The following is a 15,303-nucleotide window of genomic DNA, read 5'->3' on the forward strand; positions in this document are numbered from 1 at the left end:
CCAGTTACCGATCCAGCACTGGTGATACAGCGAGGACGGGAACATGCCCGACGTCGGACTCGGCCATTGGCAATTGTAAATACGATAGCCCTCCGAGCTGTAATAGCTCGTCGGCGTCCCCCAGTTGCGGCACGTATTGCCTGCTGGCTCGGCGGTCGACCACAGGTCGCCATTGTATGCCTTAGCGGAAACGCCCGTCGGGTACAAGCCGTCGTATTCTTGACCCGGAATTTTCTCGTCGTAATACCTGCTCCACTGCGCGTCGCGCATGCCGAATACGGTCGGCGTGAACAGCCCCTTGGCGCCCCAGCGGCTGGAATGGTTGTAAACGACGTCCTGATAAATTTTAATGCCCTTGTTATGCGCCGCATTGATCAGATCCTGGTAGCTCGCTCCCGACGATTCCAGGCGCGGATCGACGCGATAGAAGTCGTAGCCGTGATAGCCGTGAAAATCGTAGTCCGAGCGGTTGAGCTCGACCGGCGTGATCCAGATTGCAGAGAAGCCCAGCGCCCTGATGTAGTCGAGCTTCTCCATCAGGCCCTTGAAGCCGCCGCGGACCATCGGATCGTTGTTCGCGGCGTTGCCGGACTTGACGTTGAGCTGGCCGCCGCGGTTGTTCGACGTGTCGCCGTCGTTGAAACGGGCGGTCACCACGAAGTAGATCGAATCCTCGCGGGCATCTCCGCCGAGCGGCGTGCCCCCTGCGGGCGGCAGCGGCGCATCCCCCGTCTTGGCCGTGACGACCGCGCTGGCTGCGGATTTATTGGCAGGCACCGCCTTGTCGTAAGCCTTGACCGTGTAGGCGTAAGTCGTCTGCGCTTCCAGATTGGATTCCGAGAAGCTTGTCTGCGTCGTCGTGTACACCTTCTGTCCCAGCGTGCCGCCGGTGCGCGTGATCTCGTAGCCGTCCACGCCCCTGCCGCCCGCGTTGTCCGTCGAGGCGTTCCAGCTGAGCGAGATCGTCAGGTTGGTCGCCGAGGCGGTTACGCCGGTCGGCACCGATGGCGGCGTCGTGTCCGGCGGGAGCGGCTGGCAAGGCGCGGCCGCATTCGCGGTCACGACGCCGTCTCTCACGGTCGTGATGCCGGTCCCGATCGTATAGTTGTTGCCGTTGTTGTTGTCCCAGGTCGTGCCGTTGTTGAACGCGGCCTTCATGGAGGTCGCGCTCCCGAGATCGACCGTAAGCTTGGTCCAGTCCGTGCAGGCTTCCTCGCTCATTGCGACGCCGGGAGATGTCGTCCAGGTACCGCCCGTCGGCGCGTAATGCAGGTTGACCTGCGTCCAGCCGCGGGTCGTCTTGTAATAATACACCGCGGCCTGATTGCCCGTGCCCGCCGCCGAAGTCGTCACAGACAGCGCCGCCGACTGCGCCGACTTGTTGCCTGCAACATCCTTGGCCAGTACGGTGAGCGAATAGGCCGTGGAGGCGGCCAGTCCGGTGAACGTGTAGGCGGTCGCCGTCACGTTGGCATCGACGAGCACGCCGCCTTTGTATACCTCGTATCCCGCTATGCCGCTGCCTCCCGCGTTGTCCGCGCTCGCCGTCCAGGAGACCGAGATCGTCGTATCCGTCTTCGCCGTCATGGCGAGTCCGGCCGGCACCGACGGCGGCGTCGTGTCGGGCGTCGTGCCCGCCGGCGCGCCCGCCGTGATGACGCCCGCATTGTACGTCCACGTGCCGATGCCGAACAAATAATTGTTGCCGTTGTTGCTGTCCCATTGGCCGAGGCCGTTGTTGAAGCAAGCCTCAAGCTGCGTCGCCGAGCCGATGTCGATCGTCTTCTTGGCATAACCTGTCACCTCGGCCGCGTCCATCGCGACGCCGGGTGTCGTCGTCCAGGTTCCGCCGGCCGGGCGGTAATGAATGTAAGGCGTCGTATAGCCCTTTTTATAGTAAACCGTCACTTTGTTCGTCGCCCCGGGCGCGTTGGTCGTCACCGCAATCGCGGCGCTGTCGGCCGACCAGTTGCCCGCGTTATCCTTGGCCCGCACCGTATACGAATAGGCCGTCGAGGCGGTCAGACCCGTATCGGTATAGGTCGTCCCCGTCACATTGGCGCTGACTGCCGTGCCGTTGCGGTATACGCCATAGCCGGCCAGGCCGCTGCCGCCCGCATTATCCGTGCTGGCCGACCACGACAGGGACACCGTCGTATCCGTCTTGGCCGTGCTGGCCAGATTGGCCGGCACGGAAGGCGCGGTCGTGTCGGGCGCGTCGGGATTCGCATCCGTCCACGTCGTTCCCGTATACCAGCCCTCCTTGTCCCGCAGCAGTCCCGCCTGCCCGGAAGCCGGCGTCTGATGATTGCTGCTGTCCTTGAAAATAACCCTCGCGCTCGTCGCGCCAACAATCGTGTAGGCGTACCAGCCGCCGCTCTCGGCGATCATCGCGGGCGAAGAACCCCAGACGGGCTCTGAGACGGCCGGACTCGTCTGGTAATAATACAGCTGCGGCGACCCCCATCCGCTAGGCGGCTTGAAGTGCACCTTCAGATCGGTGCCCGCCGCCTCCGCCGGCCGGTCCGATGCGACCGGGCTCAGAATGGACAGCACGAGCATGACCGCCGCCACGAGTCCCAGCCATTTTTGCCTGCTACCTCGTCTCATTTCTTCATTCCCCTCTCTATGATCCTGCCGCTCTTATTAATGCGCTTACATTTGATGTGAAGCCGGTTGCGTTCACGCACCTCCTTCTCCATCCCTCAATTGCGAAAACGTTTGCACAACTACCAAAACGTCGACTTTGAAACGGTTAAGCTGGGCCCAATCGAATCGTAGCATCCCGCTTGCGAACGCGTCAACAACTTTTTGAAACCGGTTTCCCTAATAGGTTTGGCAAGAACAAAAAACGGGATAAAGCGGCATTCTGCGCCGCTCATCCCGTCTTGTTCATCGTCTGCTTGGCTTCGGCAGCATCGGACGCATACGCTCCGCAAGCCGCTCGCCGATGCGAATCATACCGTGCGTGCCGGGATGCAGCAGATCGTGCGAAAGTCCGCGCCAGTCGTTCAGCAGCTCGCTGCCGTCCGCATAAGCCAAATTCGCGAAGTCGCTGTCCTCTACGATCGACCGCAGCGCCTGCCTATACGCCTCGCTTGTGGCGCGGACTTCGCGTCCCGGCCAGGTCCAGCCCAGATCCGGGAATCCAGTGAACAAACCGATGCACAGCACAGGTTTGTCCGGGTTCGCTGACGCGATTGCAGTGACCATCGCTCCGGCGCGCACCGCGAACGCGTCCGCGGTCACGCCTTGATTCAACATGTTCACCGAGAGGCAAAGCGTCGCGATATCCCAATCGCGACGGCCTGCAATATGCGCGGCGATGGCCGGCTCGCAATGTGCGTTGCCCGGGACGCCGAGGTTCAGCGGATCGAGGCCGAGCCGCCAGGCCGCCTGCGCGACATAGGTGGCGTCCGGCGAAGACACCGAGCCGCCGTAGGTGATCGACGTGCCGTAGGCGAGATAGCGCAACGCCGGCTTTTCGTCCGCGCGCGGCGGGCGAACCGAATCTCCCCGAATCTCGAGAAGATGGACCTCGCCGCCATGAACGAGGATTCGCCATACCGGTCCGAACGACAACCGCGGCACGCCATCCCGCCAAGGCGAATCGAACTGAAAGCGAGGATCCCGCGCGCCCAGCGTCAACGTCTCCGGCTGCTCGCCGATCGTCCGGCCCTCCACCCAGTAATCGCCGTAATAGATTTGCACGGCGCTCGGCCCGCCGTAGCTGGCGAGGGTCACCTGCGCCTCGCCGGCCTCCGCGACGAACCGGATCTCGGTCATAGCGGCCCTGCGAATTTGCTGCTGCCCGCCCTCGGTCAATCCCTCGCGGACGGCCTCCGGCACGCGCTGTAATAAATAGCCTGGCCTGCCCTGAATTTCAACCAACTCTTCAACGTTATGCAACTCCGCTTGCCATGCGATCATCGTCATTCCTCCCGCCCATTTTTATTCGCTGCCCGCTCCGCATGAACATCGATTCATTTAATACTTCGCCCCCGGCAGTCCGGCAACCTTCCTTTTTTCTCTCTTCAAACAGGCAAAAGGACTGCCGTCTCGGACGGCAATCCTGGCCTTCGCGCTTATTTGGCCTTCTTTAAAAATTCGTTGTGCCGGCTCACCATCGCGGCGATCGTCGCGTCGAGGTCCTGCGCGCCGAGGAAGTACTTCTCGTACTCCTGCGAGCGAAGGTCCATGACCTCCTGCGGCACCGAGCGAACGAAGGTCGGCGTCTTGTTATCGAAAATGACGTACATGAGCGAGTCTTTGTCGTACGTGTCCGCCTTGTCGCCGAGCATGCTCGCGAGCGCCGCGTCCTGGTCGGCGTCCTTGGACGCCGGCAAACGCCCGCCCGCAGCCATCGGCGCCATGCCGCCGTCTGCGTACCACTTCAGAAATTCCCAGGCGGCAGCCTGGTTTTTGGACTTGGCGTTGATCGAGATGTAGTCGCCGATGCCGCCGCGCGTCATGAAGCCTTCCGGCTCGTCCTGAAGATGAGGGACCGGTGCGAACGCGATCTTGAAGTCGCGCGGATAGTCCGTGAAGTTGTTGGAGCTGCGGAGCAGCCAGGCCCCGATGTTCAGCATCGGCACCTCGCCGCTCAGGAACATCTGCTCGACCGGCATCTTGCTCGTCAGCTGCTCGCCGAGCGGCGGCGTCGTTTTGTCGCCCTGCATCATACCGTTCAGCGATTCGAGCCACTTGCGGACGAGCGGGTGGTCGAGGTTCGAGGTGCCGTCCGCCTTCGTGTAGCCGTCCTTCGACAGCACGGCGTCGACGGGATCGGCGTACGGCTCGGTATTCTGGATAAAGCCGTAGCCGTCGCCCTTCTTGAGCTTTTTGGCGTATTCGCGCATCTCGTCCCAGGTCCAGTCCTTCGGCACCGCAAGGCCGGCCGCGTCCAGCGCGTCCTTGTTCAGCGCCACGAAGTAAGAGCTTTTTGTCGTCGGTATGCCGTAATACTTGCCGTCGATCTTCCACCCGCCTGCGTCGGCGCCCATCTTGGCGTCGATGTCGTAATCCGCGTATTGGCTCAGGTCCGCCGCAAAGCCGGATTCGACCCGCTTCGCCGTCTGGGACAGCGTATAATTGACGTACAGATCGACGTCCTGTCCGGTCATCATCGCCGTATCGAGCTTGAGATTGCCTTCGTCGTCATTGACGTAGCGCACGTATTCGATCTGGATGTCCGGGTGTGCCTTGTTCCAGTTGTCCATAACCTCCTGCGGTCCGGCTTCAGGCGGCACCCCGCCCCACATTTTCAGCTTCACCGCGCCGCCGCTTGCCTTCGATCCGGCCGAAGCCGATGAAGACGCTTCCGATTTGCCGCTTGCCCCGGAACCCGCATTTGAGCCGTTATCGTTGTTGCCGCAGCCTGCCATCGCGCCCGTTACGAGCGCCAGCGAAGCGATGCCTGCCAGCCAGCCTTTTTTTCTCACCAGAGACGCCCTCCCCGAATGTACCGGTATTGTTGTGTGCAAATCAAGGATAGCAGGTAGGAAAGGCCGTCCATAAGTAACAGAATGATGATCTCGATGGAACAGATATATGCAATCCGGCAACTGCCTCTCCGCCCGCGACGATCAAATCGTTCTATGATTCCGGTACTGGCTCGGCGTCGTCCCGGTCATGCGCTTGAAGATCTTGATAAAGTAGTTGTCGTTCATGAAGCCGACGCGCTGGCCGATCCGGTTGACCGGCAGGTCGGTGCTCAGCAGCAGCTCGATCGCTTTGTCCACACGCGTGCGATGCAAATAGTGGATCAGCGTCTCCCCGGTCTTTTTCTTGAACAGCGCGCTGACGTAGTTTTCGCCCATCATGACGTAGCGGGACAGCGATCCCAGCGTAATATCCTGATCGTAATGCTGCTCGATGTATTGAATGATTTTGTTCACCTCGGGATGCGTGATCCGTTCGCGCGCCAAGAGCGGCGGACGCGACGCCGAAGGCTGAAGCGAAGATGACGACTGAAGCGCCGCGCCCGGACGCGCTGCAGCTGACGCCGAGCCGCCCGACAGCTCCAGACTCACCTTCGCCAGCGTCTCCCGCAGGTCCTTCACGCTCATCGACAACTTGAGAATATAATTGGACGCGCCATACTCCATCGCCTGTCGCATCGCCTCGAAGTCGCCGATACAGGTCAGCATGACGAACTTGGAGCCGATGCCGGCGCCCCGCGTCTCCTTCAGCAGCGCCAAGCCGTCCATCTGCGGCATGACGATGTCGCACAGGACGAGGTCGGGCGGATCGCGCTTAATGATCTCCAGCGCTTCGACGCCGTTGCTCGCTTCGCCGGCCAGCGTGAAGCCCATCTCTTCCCAGCGGATGATCTCCTTGACCGATTCCCGGACGAACGTCTCGTCTTCGACCAGTAGCACCTTGTACATCGTTTAAGCCTCCTTCTCGTCTTGGCTTTCCATCGCGTGCAATCCGCTCTCGTACGGCTGCGACAGCAGCAGTGGCAGACGCATCCGGCACAGGGTGCCTTGAGGAAGCGGAAGAATATCGAGCTCTCCTTTGTCCTTGAACAGCAGCCGCAATCGCTCCCGAACGTTGTCCAGCCCGATGCCCGGCCGCTTGCGCCCTGCCTCGCGGCTTTGCCTCGACCGCTCGAGTCCGATCCCGTTGTCCTCGACTTCCAGCGCCAGCCTGTCCGGGTATTCGGCATCCCGGTCCATGCGAATCCAGATGCATCCGCCCTCCTGCATATCGGCGATGCCGTGCCGGATCGCATTGTCGACGAGCGGCTGGAGGCTCAGCTTGGGCACGAGCGCGTAGACGAGCGATTCGTCGTAGCTGAATTCGATCCCGAAGCGGTTGCCGTACCGGGTCTGCTGGATATAAAGGAAGGCGCGGGTCAGCTCGATTTCGTCCTTCAAATAAATCAGATCGACGTCCGAGTTCAGGCTCGTCTCCAGCAGCTTGCCGAGGGACAGGCAGATTTCCACGGTCTCTTCGCTGCCGCCCCGGAGTCCGATCCACTTGAGCGTGTTGAGCGTATTGAGCAGGAAATGCGGGTTCATCTGGGCGAGCAGCATTTGAAAATGCACGGCATCCTTCTGCCGCTCCTCCGCCCGAAGGCGCTGGACCAGCCCGTTCATATCGACCATCATCGTGTTGAAGGTGCGGGTCAGCTCGAGAATTTCGCCCTTGTAATTGTTCTCCGGCAGCCGAATCCGCAGGTCCTTGCGCACGGCTTCTCTCATTTTCATCTGCATGCGGGAGAGCGGGCGCGTGAACGTATAGGCGAGCATGAACGCAACGGCGACGAATACGGCAGTAATGACGAAAAACGTGACGAAGTATTGCCGCTTCAGGCTCTCGATCTCTTTAAACAGCACCTGCAGCGGAATGCGGTCCACCAGGTACCAGTCCAGCGACGACAGGTAGCTGTAATTGACCAGCGCATCGTCGCGCTTGTCGATCCGATATCCGTTGTCCGGCGTGCGGGAGACGGCTTCGACCGCCTCCTTCGACAGCTCCGAATCGGGAATGGATCTGGCGATCGTCTCGCCTTTTCTCGTCATGATAAAGTAGGCTTGGTCGCTCTCCGACTTTTGCAGCATGGACTGGAACCAGAAGGAAAAATCGATGCTGATCCTCGCCAGACCGTACGACCGGTTGCCGCGGTCCCGCAGCTCGGCGTACAGGGACAGCAGCATGGGACTCTTGGAGATGTCGCGCGACACGTAATTCTCGTCGTCGGGCACCCACAGATAAGACGCCTTCGTCTCCTTCAAGGCAGCAAACGAAACGTTCGAAGCGATCGAATCGTAGTCGAGCGGCCTTCTCGGCTGATAAGACGTATAGACATGCCCTTGATCGTCGAGCAGCGTGAAGTATACGGACGGATTGTAGAGGAAAAAGCTGTTGTTCAAGCCTTTGAATTTGTCCTCCATCAGCTCCTTGTTGTCCAGAACGGAGCGACGGTCCGGCTGTTGCAGAATCTGTCTGACCTCCGAATCCTGCTCAAGAAAAATGAGCGTCTTAAACGCGATGCTGAGCTGGTCTTCAAGGGAACGGTGCAGGTTGTCCAGCTGCTCGTGGCTTTGCTCGCTCACCTTTTGCTGAACGAGCGACTCGATCTTCCGGTAGTTGTATAGGTTCAAAATGCCGAACGGGAGCAAGATGACGAGCACGAACGCCGCGAACAGCCGGTATTTGAGTTTATGGGGAACGAGATGTGACAGCAAGCCCCGCATGATGAGCGACCCCTTTTGCGCCGAGTGGTGACCTCATTATAACATTGGGAGGACGATCCTTCGGCTCGCGCGCGCATAATCACCAAATCGTAGGATCGGACGGTAAAAATCATCAAATCGTTCTATTCGGCGCAAGCCGGCGGCAATAAAAAAGGCCCGCTCGACTTCGCGACGCGAAAAAGCCCGTCTCCTTCTATTGAAGGAGAAACGGGCTTCATGCGCGGCACCGCGACGGCTATTTGACCTTGACGCGAAGCTGGGGCGTCTCCGGTCCGGAAGCGATCCGCTCGGGCACGGACGGGATACCCGCCGCTTTTTTCACCGAGTCGGTTACCGTCTGGATCACTTCTCCGACATCGTGCGCCGATTCGAACAGCGGGTCGATCGTCCGCATCTTCCCTTTGACATCGCGGGTCACCTGATTGGCGTTGCGGATGAGCTGGGAAGCCTCCTGGGTCAAGCCATGAACGGCATTCCTCACCTCGGCCAGCGTCTTGTTCGTCTCTCCGAGCGTCGTCATCCCTTTGCGCAGCGTCAGAATCAGGTAGACGGCCAGTCCGGCAAAAGCGATCGCGGTGACCGCGATGCTGATTTGAATGACCATTTTCAGCACCCCCTCTCCTCCTCACTGTATGTCCGAAGGGAGCGGGACATTCCTTTGCCAATTAGACCTGCTGTTATCCTCAGGAACTTGCTTAACCTTTCTCTGCCCTTGCGTCAGGCCTTCAACGATATACCGTTGGGCGAAGGCAAACATGAGCCTATATGACAGGTATAATTGGATATCTGTTGATTTTTTGTATCTTCCTCATGATCTTTTTGGCATGAAGCCGCTGAATTGCATTTATAGCAGCGTGCAAGAGAAATGAAGTTCTTCTCCCCCTTGATGAACATGTACGGATCGATCCGGAAGAACAATCATGAGCTTCGCATCGACGCTAGTCGATACGGTCAAATTGAATTGCTTCCCATCTCTCAATTCCCATGCGACATGTACAACTCCCTGCGGTGTCGCCACATCTCCGGATGCGTATGTCAGCTTGCCCGGCTGCGGTGCGACTTTAATCGTGGAATAGCCTGGCGTGGCAGGCGATACACCCAATAATTTCGCGCTGAACTCATAGATCGGCACAGCGCCCCAGGCATGACAATCGCTGCGCTGACTGACAGGATCCTCCACCCACGATGTGAGTCCGAGCGCAGCCAGGTCCCTCCATGTGTCCCAAAGAGAGAAGGATTGATCGTAGGCATCGATCTCCTCGAGCGCGCGGAACAAGAAAAATGACATGGCGTAGGATACTTTAGACAATGATTGGTTGGCAAGCATACGCTCGATCAGCTGCCTGGCAGCTTCTCCCTGGACGGCGCCGGCGAGTACGGCCCAGATCTGTGCATGCTGGCTGTACAGCTCCACCCGAGGGGCATCCTGATAAAGTCCGGCAGCTTCCGAATAGCCGGTTTGGTTGACGGCTTCAATTAGCGCCGCTGCGCGAGACCTGTAATCGTCTCCAGTTCCGGTTCTGCCTAACGCGTCCTGAAGCTCGGCGGCCAGCTTCAACGATGCGGCATACATCATATTATAGATGACCATGCTGCCTTCCTTTGAAGCCGTCGGTACGCCGCTTAGTTCGCGCCACTCATCTACCCAATCCACATAGGACCAATATTCCGGCGGCATTTGATCCAGCAGTCCATCGGAAGCTATTCGTTGATGGAACCATTCCAGAACCCCGTCAATCGTGGGCAGATAGGTCCTCACCAGCGTCAGATCTCCAAAATAACGGTAATGATCGTGGACCATCATAATCCAATAGAGCGAAAAGCCTGGAATCACCTGCTGCAGCATAGACGGATACCTGCTCTGGAGCATCCCGTTAGGCAGCCGAGAGCAATGAAAATCATAGATGGCCTTCCGGGCCAGACGGTCATCGCCGCTTAGCTGGTAAGTAAACAGAGCCTGCAATCGCGTATCCATCGCGTACTGCAACTGCTCGAAATAAGGGCAGTCTTCGTACGTCTCGTGCATGCAGCGCTTAAGCGTATTGATGCTGATGTTCCAGAGCGGCTGCAAGCTGGCGTCGGAGCTGGTGAAGCTCGCTTTGACCTCCAGCGGATAGCCTGTTTCTCTATAATGAAAAGATTGGATGGTCAGCGCTTCATCAGCCGTCTCCACCTCAAGCGAAACATAACGGAATGTCCGGAATAAGAACGGTTCGTAACATTCAGGCTGATCTGTGGAACCAAATCCGCCGACTGTATAGAGATCAAAATTGCCGATCAGTACGCCGGTCCTATCGTCTCGGATTCCTTTAACGAATGCACCCGTTGCCGGATCGATTTGCTGATAGCATTCCGCGTATAAAAGCTTTACGCTTGCGTTTTTTCCGCTGCTTAGCCAAAGTACGGGGTAGCCGGTCGTCATCTCGCCTGCATCAAGCTCGAGTTTAAAATTTTGATGAGGGCCGATCGTGATGGGCTTTCCGATATCGTCCGGGCCGAATGACGGAATGAACGCGCGATTTGTCTCATAAAGCGGCGGAATCGGACGCGGAGCAAGATACCATGGCGAGAAATGGCCGATGACGGGATTTTCACGTCTGCTAACTTTGACGGCAACATACCAGTCGGAATCGTCGTATTCCATCGTATACCAGTTGTGCGCGAGATTGCGGCCGTCCGCGCGTTCCGTACCGCCTACAAACGCCGTATCCTCATCGGAGACATCATAAGCAATCGCCGTTTCCTGAAGACAACGCCAACGCTCGTCCGTATGAAGCGTCAAAATGGATTGGCCCTTTTGGTCCAACACCTCACCGGATAGTAAAAAGCCTCCGCGATTCGCTCTCCAGACGGAGACCGGGCCTTCTCGGCCACCATAGTGTACGACATGGGCAGCGATTACATTACGGCCTTCGCGCAAGAAGGAGGTGCAGTCAACTTCTTCATAATAATAGGTTTGGTGGTCGCCTTTGGCGGGCCCGCGAGATACCGGGATGCCATTGACATACAGACGGTATCTGCTGTCTGCAGAAACCTTCAACTGCAATGTCGCCTCTTCTATACGATCCAGCTCAAAGCTTCTGCGGAAATAGATCTGCTCGTGCACCTGCTCGTTCTGGATGACCTGCCGTTCTTCCATCCAGATCCAAACCGCTTCGATAGCTGCGCGATCGCTCAACGTTTGCTGCCTCCTCCGTTTGCAAATTTCATTACTTACTATACACTAGAGGTTCATCGAAATTTGAGGCTTATTCGGACGATATATAAGGTGTAATCGGACGTTAAACACCACAAAAAAGGGTGCACGCATGAGTATCAAACCTTTCGTCTATACGACAACCGCTGCCGAATTTCTGTCGCCAGAATATCCTGTTTTTATTAATCGGGTGCAAGAATCGTTCGGGATGTGGCATCACGATCACGAGTTTGTGGAGATCAACTATGTGAGCGAAGGAACGGGGTTCCAGTTTATCGAGGGACAGTTCTTGCCAGTGTCGAAAGGAGATCTTTTCTTTTTGCCGATCGGGGTGTCGCACGTGTTTCGGCCTTCGCATGCCGGGCCGGACGCCGGCCACTTGATCGTGTACAACTGCCTGTTCGACGGCTCGCACAGTCAATCGCTAAGACGTTTTTTTGCGGAAGATGAAGAGATGCTCCGGTTCATTTTCGCTCGTTATCCGAAGCAGACCTGGCTGCATTGCAAGGATAAGGACGGTTCGTTTCAGCGGATCTTCAATACGTTATTCGAAGAAAATAGCATAAAACGGCCGGACTCGAATGATGTGATGCAGGCCGAGTTGGTGAAGCTGTTGCTGCTTATCCGGCGCTCCAAAGAAAATGACATGGCAGTGGAAAGCGGGGCATCAAGGTTCGGAGAAGATGCGCTTGAATCGGTGCTGAACCTGCTTCGCCGTGATCCGGTTAAAGCGGTACGCATGCGGGATTTGGCCTCAATGGCAGGTTTCAGCGAGAGACAGTTCAGGCGCCAGTTTGCGGCTCGTACAGGGATGAGCTATACCGATTATGTGAACAAGCTGCGTGTCGAGATATGCTGCGACCTGCTGCTCGCAACGAACGAGAAGATCGCAGCCATTGCAAGGCTGGCGGGCTACGAGGATATGAAGCATTTTAACCGGCTGTTCAAGCGTATCACCGGGCAGACGCCAAGGCAATTTCGGAGCATGTATGCAGCGAGAGGCGACGTTCGAGGGCTGAGCTTCTGAATGAATCGGGGAGCGGCTTTAAGTTTTCTTCAATCGGGCGCTTTACAATTGAACGGAAGCGTGGTACCTTATTTCTATAATTTTAGAAATTACGACGAATAAGGCGGTGAGCAAGCGATGGTCCCGGACAATGAGGAAGTCAAGCAAGCGGTGAAAGTATACAAAGCACTCGGCGAACCGACCCGCATCAAGATCGCGATGCTGCTCACGGAAGAACAGACGCTCTGTTGCTCGGACATCGGCGACAAGCTCGAGTCGGTCGCAGGCTCCACGCTGTCGCATCATCTGAAGCAGCTGACGGAGAGCGGACTGCTGCAGCTCCGCAAGGACGGCACCTACATTTACTACAGCGTCAACAAGGACGTCGCGCGCAAGTACGCGCCTTACCTGCTGGGTTAGCCAGATTTTTCGGCACAGCAGGTCGTCTTTCGCCTTTTATTTCGATAAATTTAGAAATATAAAATTTAGGGAGCTGGGAAAAATGAGCAACGCTTGGAAAATTTATATGCTGGCTATCGTAAGTTTCCTCGTCGGCACGTCTGAATTCATCATCGCGGGCATTCTGGATCAGGTTGCAGCCGATATCGGCATCTCGCTGGCGGCCGCCGGGCAATTGATCACCGTCTACTCGCTCGCTTACGCCTTCGGCACGCCATTTCTGATGGCCGCGACGGCGAAGGTCGACCGCAAACGGCTAATGATTTATGCGCTCGCCGTATTCGTCGTCGGCAACTTCGCCGCGCTCGCCTTTTCCGGCTACGGCTTCCTGATCGCGTCCCGCGTCATTCTCGCGCTCAGCAGCGGCGTGTTCGTCGTGACGTCGCTCACCGTCGCCGCCAAGCTCGCCCGGCCCGAAAAGCAGGGCAGCGCGATCGCTACGCTTGTCATGGGCTTCAGCACCGCGCTTATCGTCGGCGTCCCGCTCGGCAGGCTCATCTCCTCGCTCTATAACTGGCAGCTCGTTTTCGGCGCGATCGGGCTGCTCGGCGTGCTCGCCATCGCGCTTGTCGCCTACACGGTGCCCCGCACGGAAAGCGAACGTCCGGTCCCGCTGCGCGACCAGATCCGGCTGCTGGCGAACCCGAAGATCGCCGTCGCGCTGCTCATCACGCTGTTCTGGATCGGCGGCTACTCTATCACGTACACGTACATCTCTCCGTTTCTGCTCGACATTACCGGACTTAGCGAACGCTGGGTCAGCATCGGCCTGTTCGCGCTTGGCGTGGCCAGCCTGATCGGCTCCAAGCTCGGCGGCTTCAGCACAGACAAGTGGGGCTTCCGACGGACGCTCGTCGGCGGCATGTCGCTTCACGCGATCATCCTCGTTCTCATCTCGCTGTTCGCCCATTCGCCCGCTTTAGTCGTTCCGCTGCTCATGCTGTGGGCGTTCGCCGCCTGGTCTTCGGGCCCGACGCAGCAGTACCACCTCATCACGCTCGCGCCGGAAGCCTCCAGCATCATGCTCAGCCTGAACAGCTCCGTGCTGCAGTTGGCGATGGCGGCCGGCGCCGGCATCGGCGGCGTCATCGTCGAGCAGACGTCGCTCGCCGCGGTCAGCTGGATCGGCGCGGCAGGCGTCGCCGTCGCTGCATTGGTCGCCGCTTCGGCGTTCGGCTACTTCAGGCCGGCATCGGCGGCCCTCCGGCGCAAGGAAGCGGAGCTGGCGGCGAAGCTCGGCGCGCAGGATTTGAGCTGAATCGTGAAATTTGAGCTGAAATGCGAAATTTGAGCTGAATTGCGAAGAAGCTGCGGCTATGGGCTGCGGCTTCTTTCAGTTATGCATTGGCATAAGACAGGGCTCGTGATATTATGATACATATCGTATCGTAACAAAGGAGCGTCTGACGATGTCCGTGAAGATCAGCGTAGCCGTACCTACGCACAAACGCGCGCATTATTTAAGAGCAACGCTGCTGTCCATCTGCGCGCAAACACGCACGCCTGACGAGATTGTCATCAGCGAGGACGGCAGAGACCGACCCACCTTCGAGACCGTCAAGGAGATTATCGAGATGTATCCCGCGATCGTCTTCAAGCATATGGCGAGCATTTCAGACGACGTGCGGATCGGCCAGTTGAAAAACCGGCAGCAGGCGTTCCGCGCGACGACCGGCGACTTGGTGGCCATGCTCGACGACGACGACGTGTGGGAGCCGACTTTTCTGGAATGCGCCGAGTCGGCGCTGCTCTCGCATCCGCAATGCGCGTTCGTGTCGAGCAATCATTATTTCATGGACGATACCGGAAGCAGGCTCGTGCAGCAGAGCCGGGATTTTGCCGCGTATTCCGGGAGATCCGCCATGCGCAGCCAGCTTTACGAGGATGTGCTGACGCACACGCTTCGCAACAATGCGTGCGTATTTTCGCTGCAGTTCAGCTTGTTCCGAAGAGGTGCGCTTGAACGCGTCGGTTTTTTTCAGCCGAGCGGCGGACTTGTACCGGACTACATGCTGATGCTGGCGCTGGGGGCACGGGGGCTTAGCGGATATTTTCTGACCGACTATCTGGGTTCTTGCCGGGTTCATGCGGGACAGCAAACCGCGAAGCGGCTGGAAAACGTGAAAAGCAAATTCGAAGGGCTCGCCTACATGATTCACGTATTCGGCGAACGTCTGACACAGCAGCAGCGGCGGCTGCTCGTCAAAAAGTATCAGCAGACCGTGCTGGAATATTCGATCGCACTCGCTCATGCGAAGCAGCGAGGGGCGGCGCTGCAGTTGATGGCCAGACCGTTCAACCGCTTCGGCTCGGCGTTGCCTTCTCCCAGGCGGCTGGCGGTGCTCTTCGCGCTGCTGCTTGGGGTTAAAAGGCTGCGGCACTAGCGCGGCCGCACGGAAAAAGCCGGGGCCTCGGCCCCGGCTTTGCTATGTGCATGC

The 15,303-nt window shown here is 58.2% G+C and carries 11 protein-coding genes; 4 read left to right on the plus strand and 7 right to left on the minus strand.

Annotation, left to right across the window (positions count from 1 at the left end; genetic code table 11):
* The 7 genes from KVT38_RS20060 to KVT38_RS20090 all read right to left on the minus strand — a co-directional run.
* On the minus strand, positions 1 to 2,610 hold a 2,610-nt coding region (locus KVT38_RS20060; protein ID WP_254639369.1), incomplete at its 3' end, for a carbohydrate binding domain-containing protein.
* A gap of 282 nt (positions 2,611 to 2,892) precedes the next feature.
* The gene (locus KVT38_RS20065) at positions 2,893 to 3,930 is read right to left on the minus strand and encodes a GDSL-type esterase/lipase family protein (RefSeq protein ID WP_217595527.1); all 1,038 of its coding nucleotides are present in this window, start codon (positions 3,928 to 3,930) and stop codon (positions 2,893 to 2,895) included.
* 155 nt (positions 3,931 to 4,085) lie between these two features.
* Positions 4,086 to 5,441, minus strand: a complete 1,356-nt coding sequence (locus KVT38_RS20070) for an ABC transporter substrate-binding protein (RefSeq protein WP_368859132.1) — start codon at positions 5,439 to 5,441, stop codon at positions 4,086 to 4,088.
* Between the two features lie 144 nt (positions 5,442 to 5,585).
* Entirely contained in the window at positions 5,586 to 6,389 is an 804-nt protein-coding gene (locus KVT38_RS20075) for a response regulator (protein ID WP_217595528.1), read from the minus strand.
* A gap of 3 nt (positions 6,390 to 6,392) precedes the next feature.
* A complete protein-coding gene (locus tag KVT38_RS20080) occupies positions 6,393 to 8,204 on the minus strand; it encodes a sensor histidine kinase (protein ID WP_217595529.1) in 1,812 nt (603 codons plus the stop codon).
* A gap of 235 nt (positions 8,205 to 8,439) precedes the next feature.
* Positions 8,440 to 8,808: a DUF948 domain-containing protein gene (locus KVT38_RS20085; protein ID WP_254639377.1), complete on the minus strand. Its 369-nt coding sequence runs from the start codon at positions 8,806 to 8,808 to the stop codon at positions 8,440 to 8,442.
* Positions 8,809 to 9,048: 240 nt separating this feature from the next.
* Positions 9,049 to 11,382 carry an alpha-L-rhamnosidase-related protein gene (locus KVT38_RS20090; RefSeq protein WP_217595531.1) on the minus strand — a complete coding sequence of 778 codons (2,334 nt, stop codon included), beginning with the start codon at positions 11,380 to 11,382 and terminating at the stop codon, positions 9,049 to 9,051.
* Positions 11,383 to 11,512: 130 nt separating this feature from the next.
* On the opposite strand from KVT38_RS20090, the gene KVT38_RS20095 reads away from it, so the two are divergent.
* The 4 genes from KVT38_RS20095 to KVT38_RS20110 all read left to right on the plus strand — a co-directional run bounded on the left by KVT38_RS20095 (position 11,513) and on the right by KVT38_RS20110 (position 15,249).
* Positions 11,513 to 12,427 (plus strand): AraC family transcriptional regulator, encoded by a 915-nt coding sequence (locus KVT38_RS20095; protein ID WP_217595532.1) that lies wholly within the window; start codon positions 11,513 to 11,515, stop codon positions 12,425 to 12,427.
* A gap of 117 nt (positions 12,428 to 12,544) precedes the next feature.
* Positions 12,545 to 12,826 carry an ArsR/SmtB family transcription factor gene (locus KVT38_RS20100; RefSeq protein WP_217595533.1) on the plus strand — a complete coding sequence of 94 codons (282 nt, stop codon included), beginning with the start codon at positions 12,545 to 12,547 and terminating at the stop codon, positions 12,824 to 12,826.
* A gap of 82 nt (positions 12,827 to 12,908) precedes the next feature.
* Positions 12,909 to 14,123 (plus strand): MFS transporter, encoded by a 1,215-nt coding sequence (locus KVT38_RS20105; protein ID WP_217595534.1) that lies wholly within the window; start codon positions 12,909 to 12,911, stop codon positions 14,121 to 14,123.
* A 151-nt stretch (positions 14,124 to 14,274) separates the two neighbouring features.
* On the plus strand, positions 14,275 to 15,249 hold the full coding sequence (locus KVT38_RS20110) for a glycosyltransferase family 2 protein (protein WP_217595535.1): 975 nt from the start codon (positions 14,275 to 14,277) through the stop codon (positions 15,247 to 15,249).
* Positions 15,250 to 15,303: the final 54 nt, after the last annotated feature.

This window comes from Cohnella sp. GbtcB17 (genome assembly GCF_019091135.1).
Taxonomy (GTDB): domain Bacteria; phylum Bacillota; class Bacilli; order Paenibacillales; family Paenibacillaceae; genus Cohnella.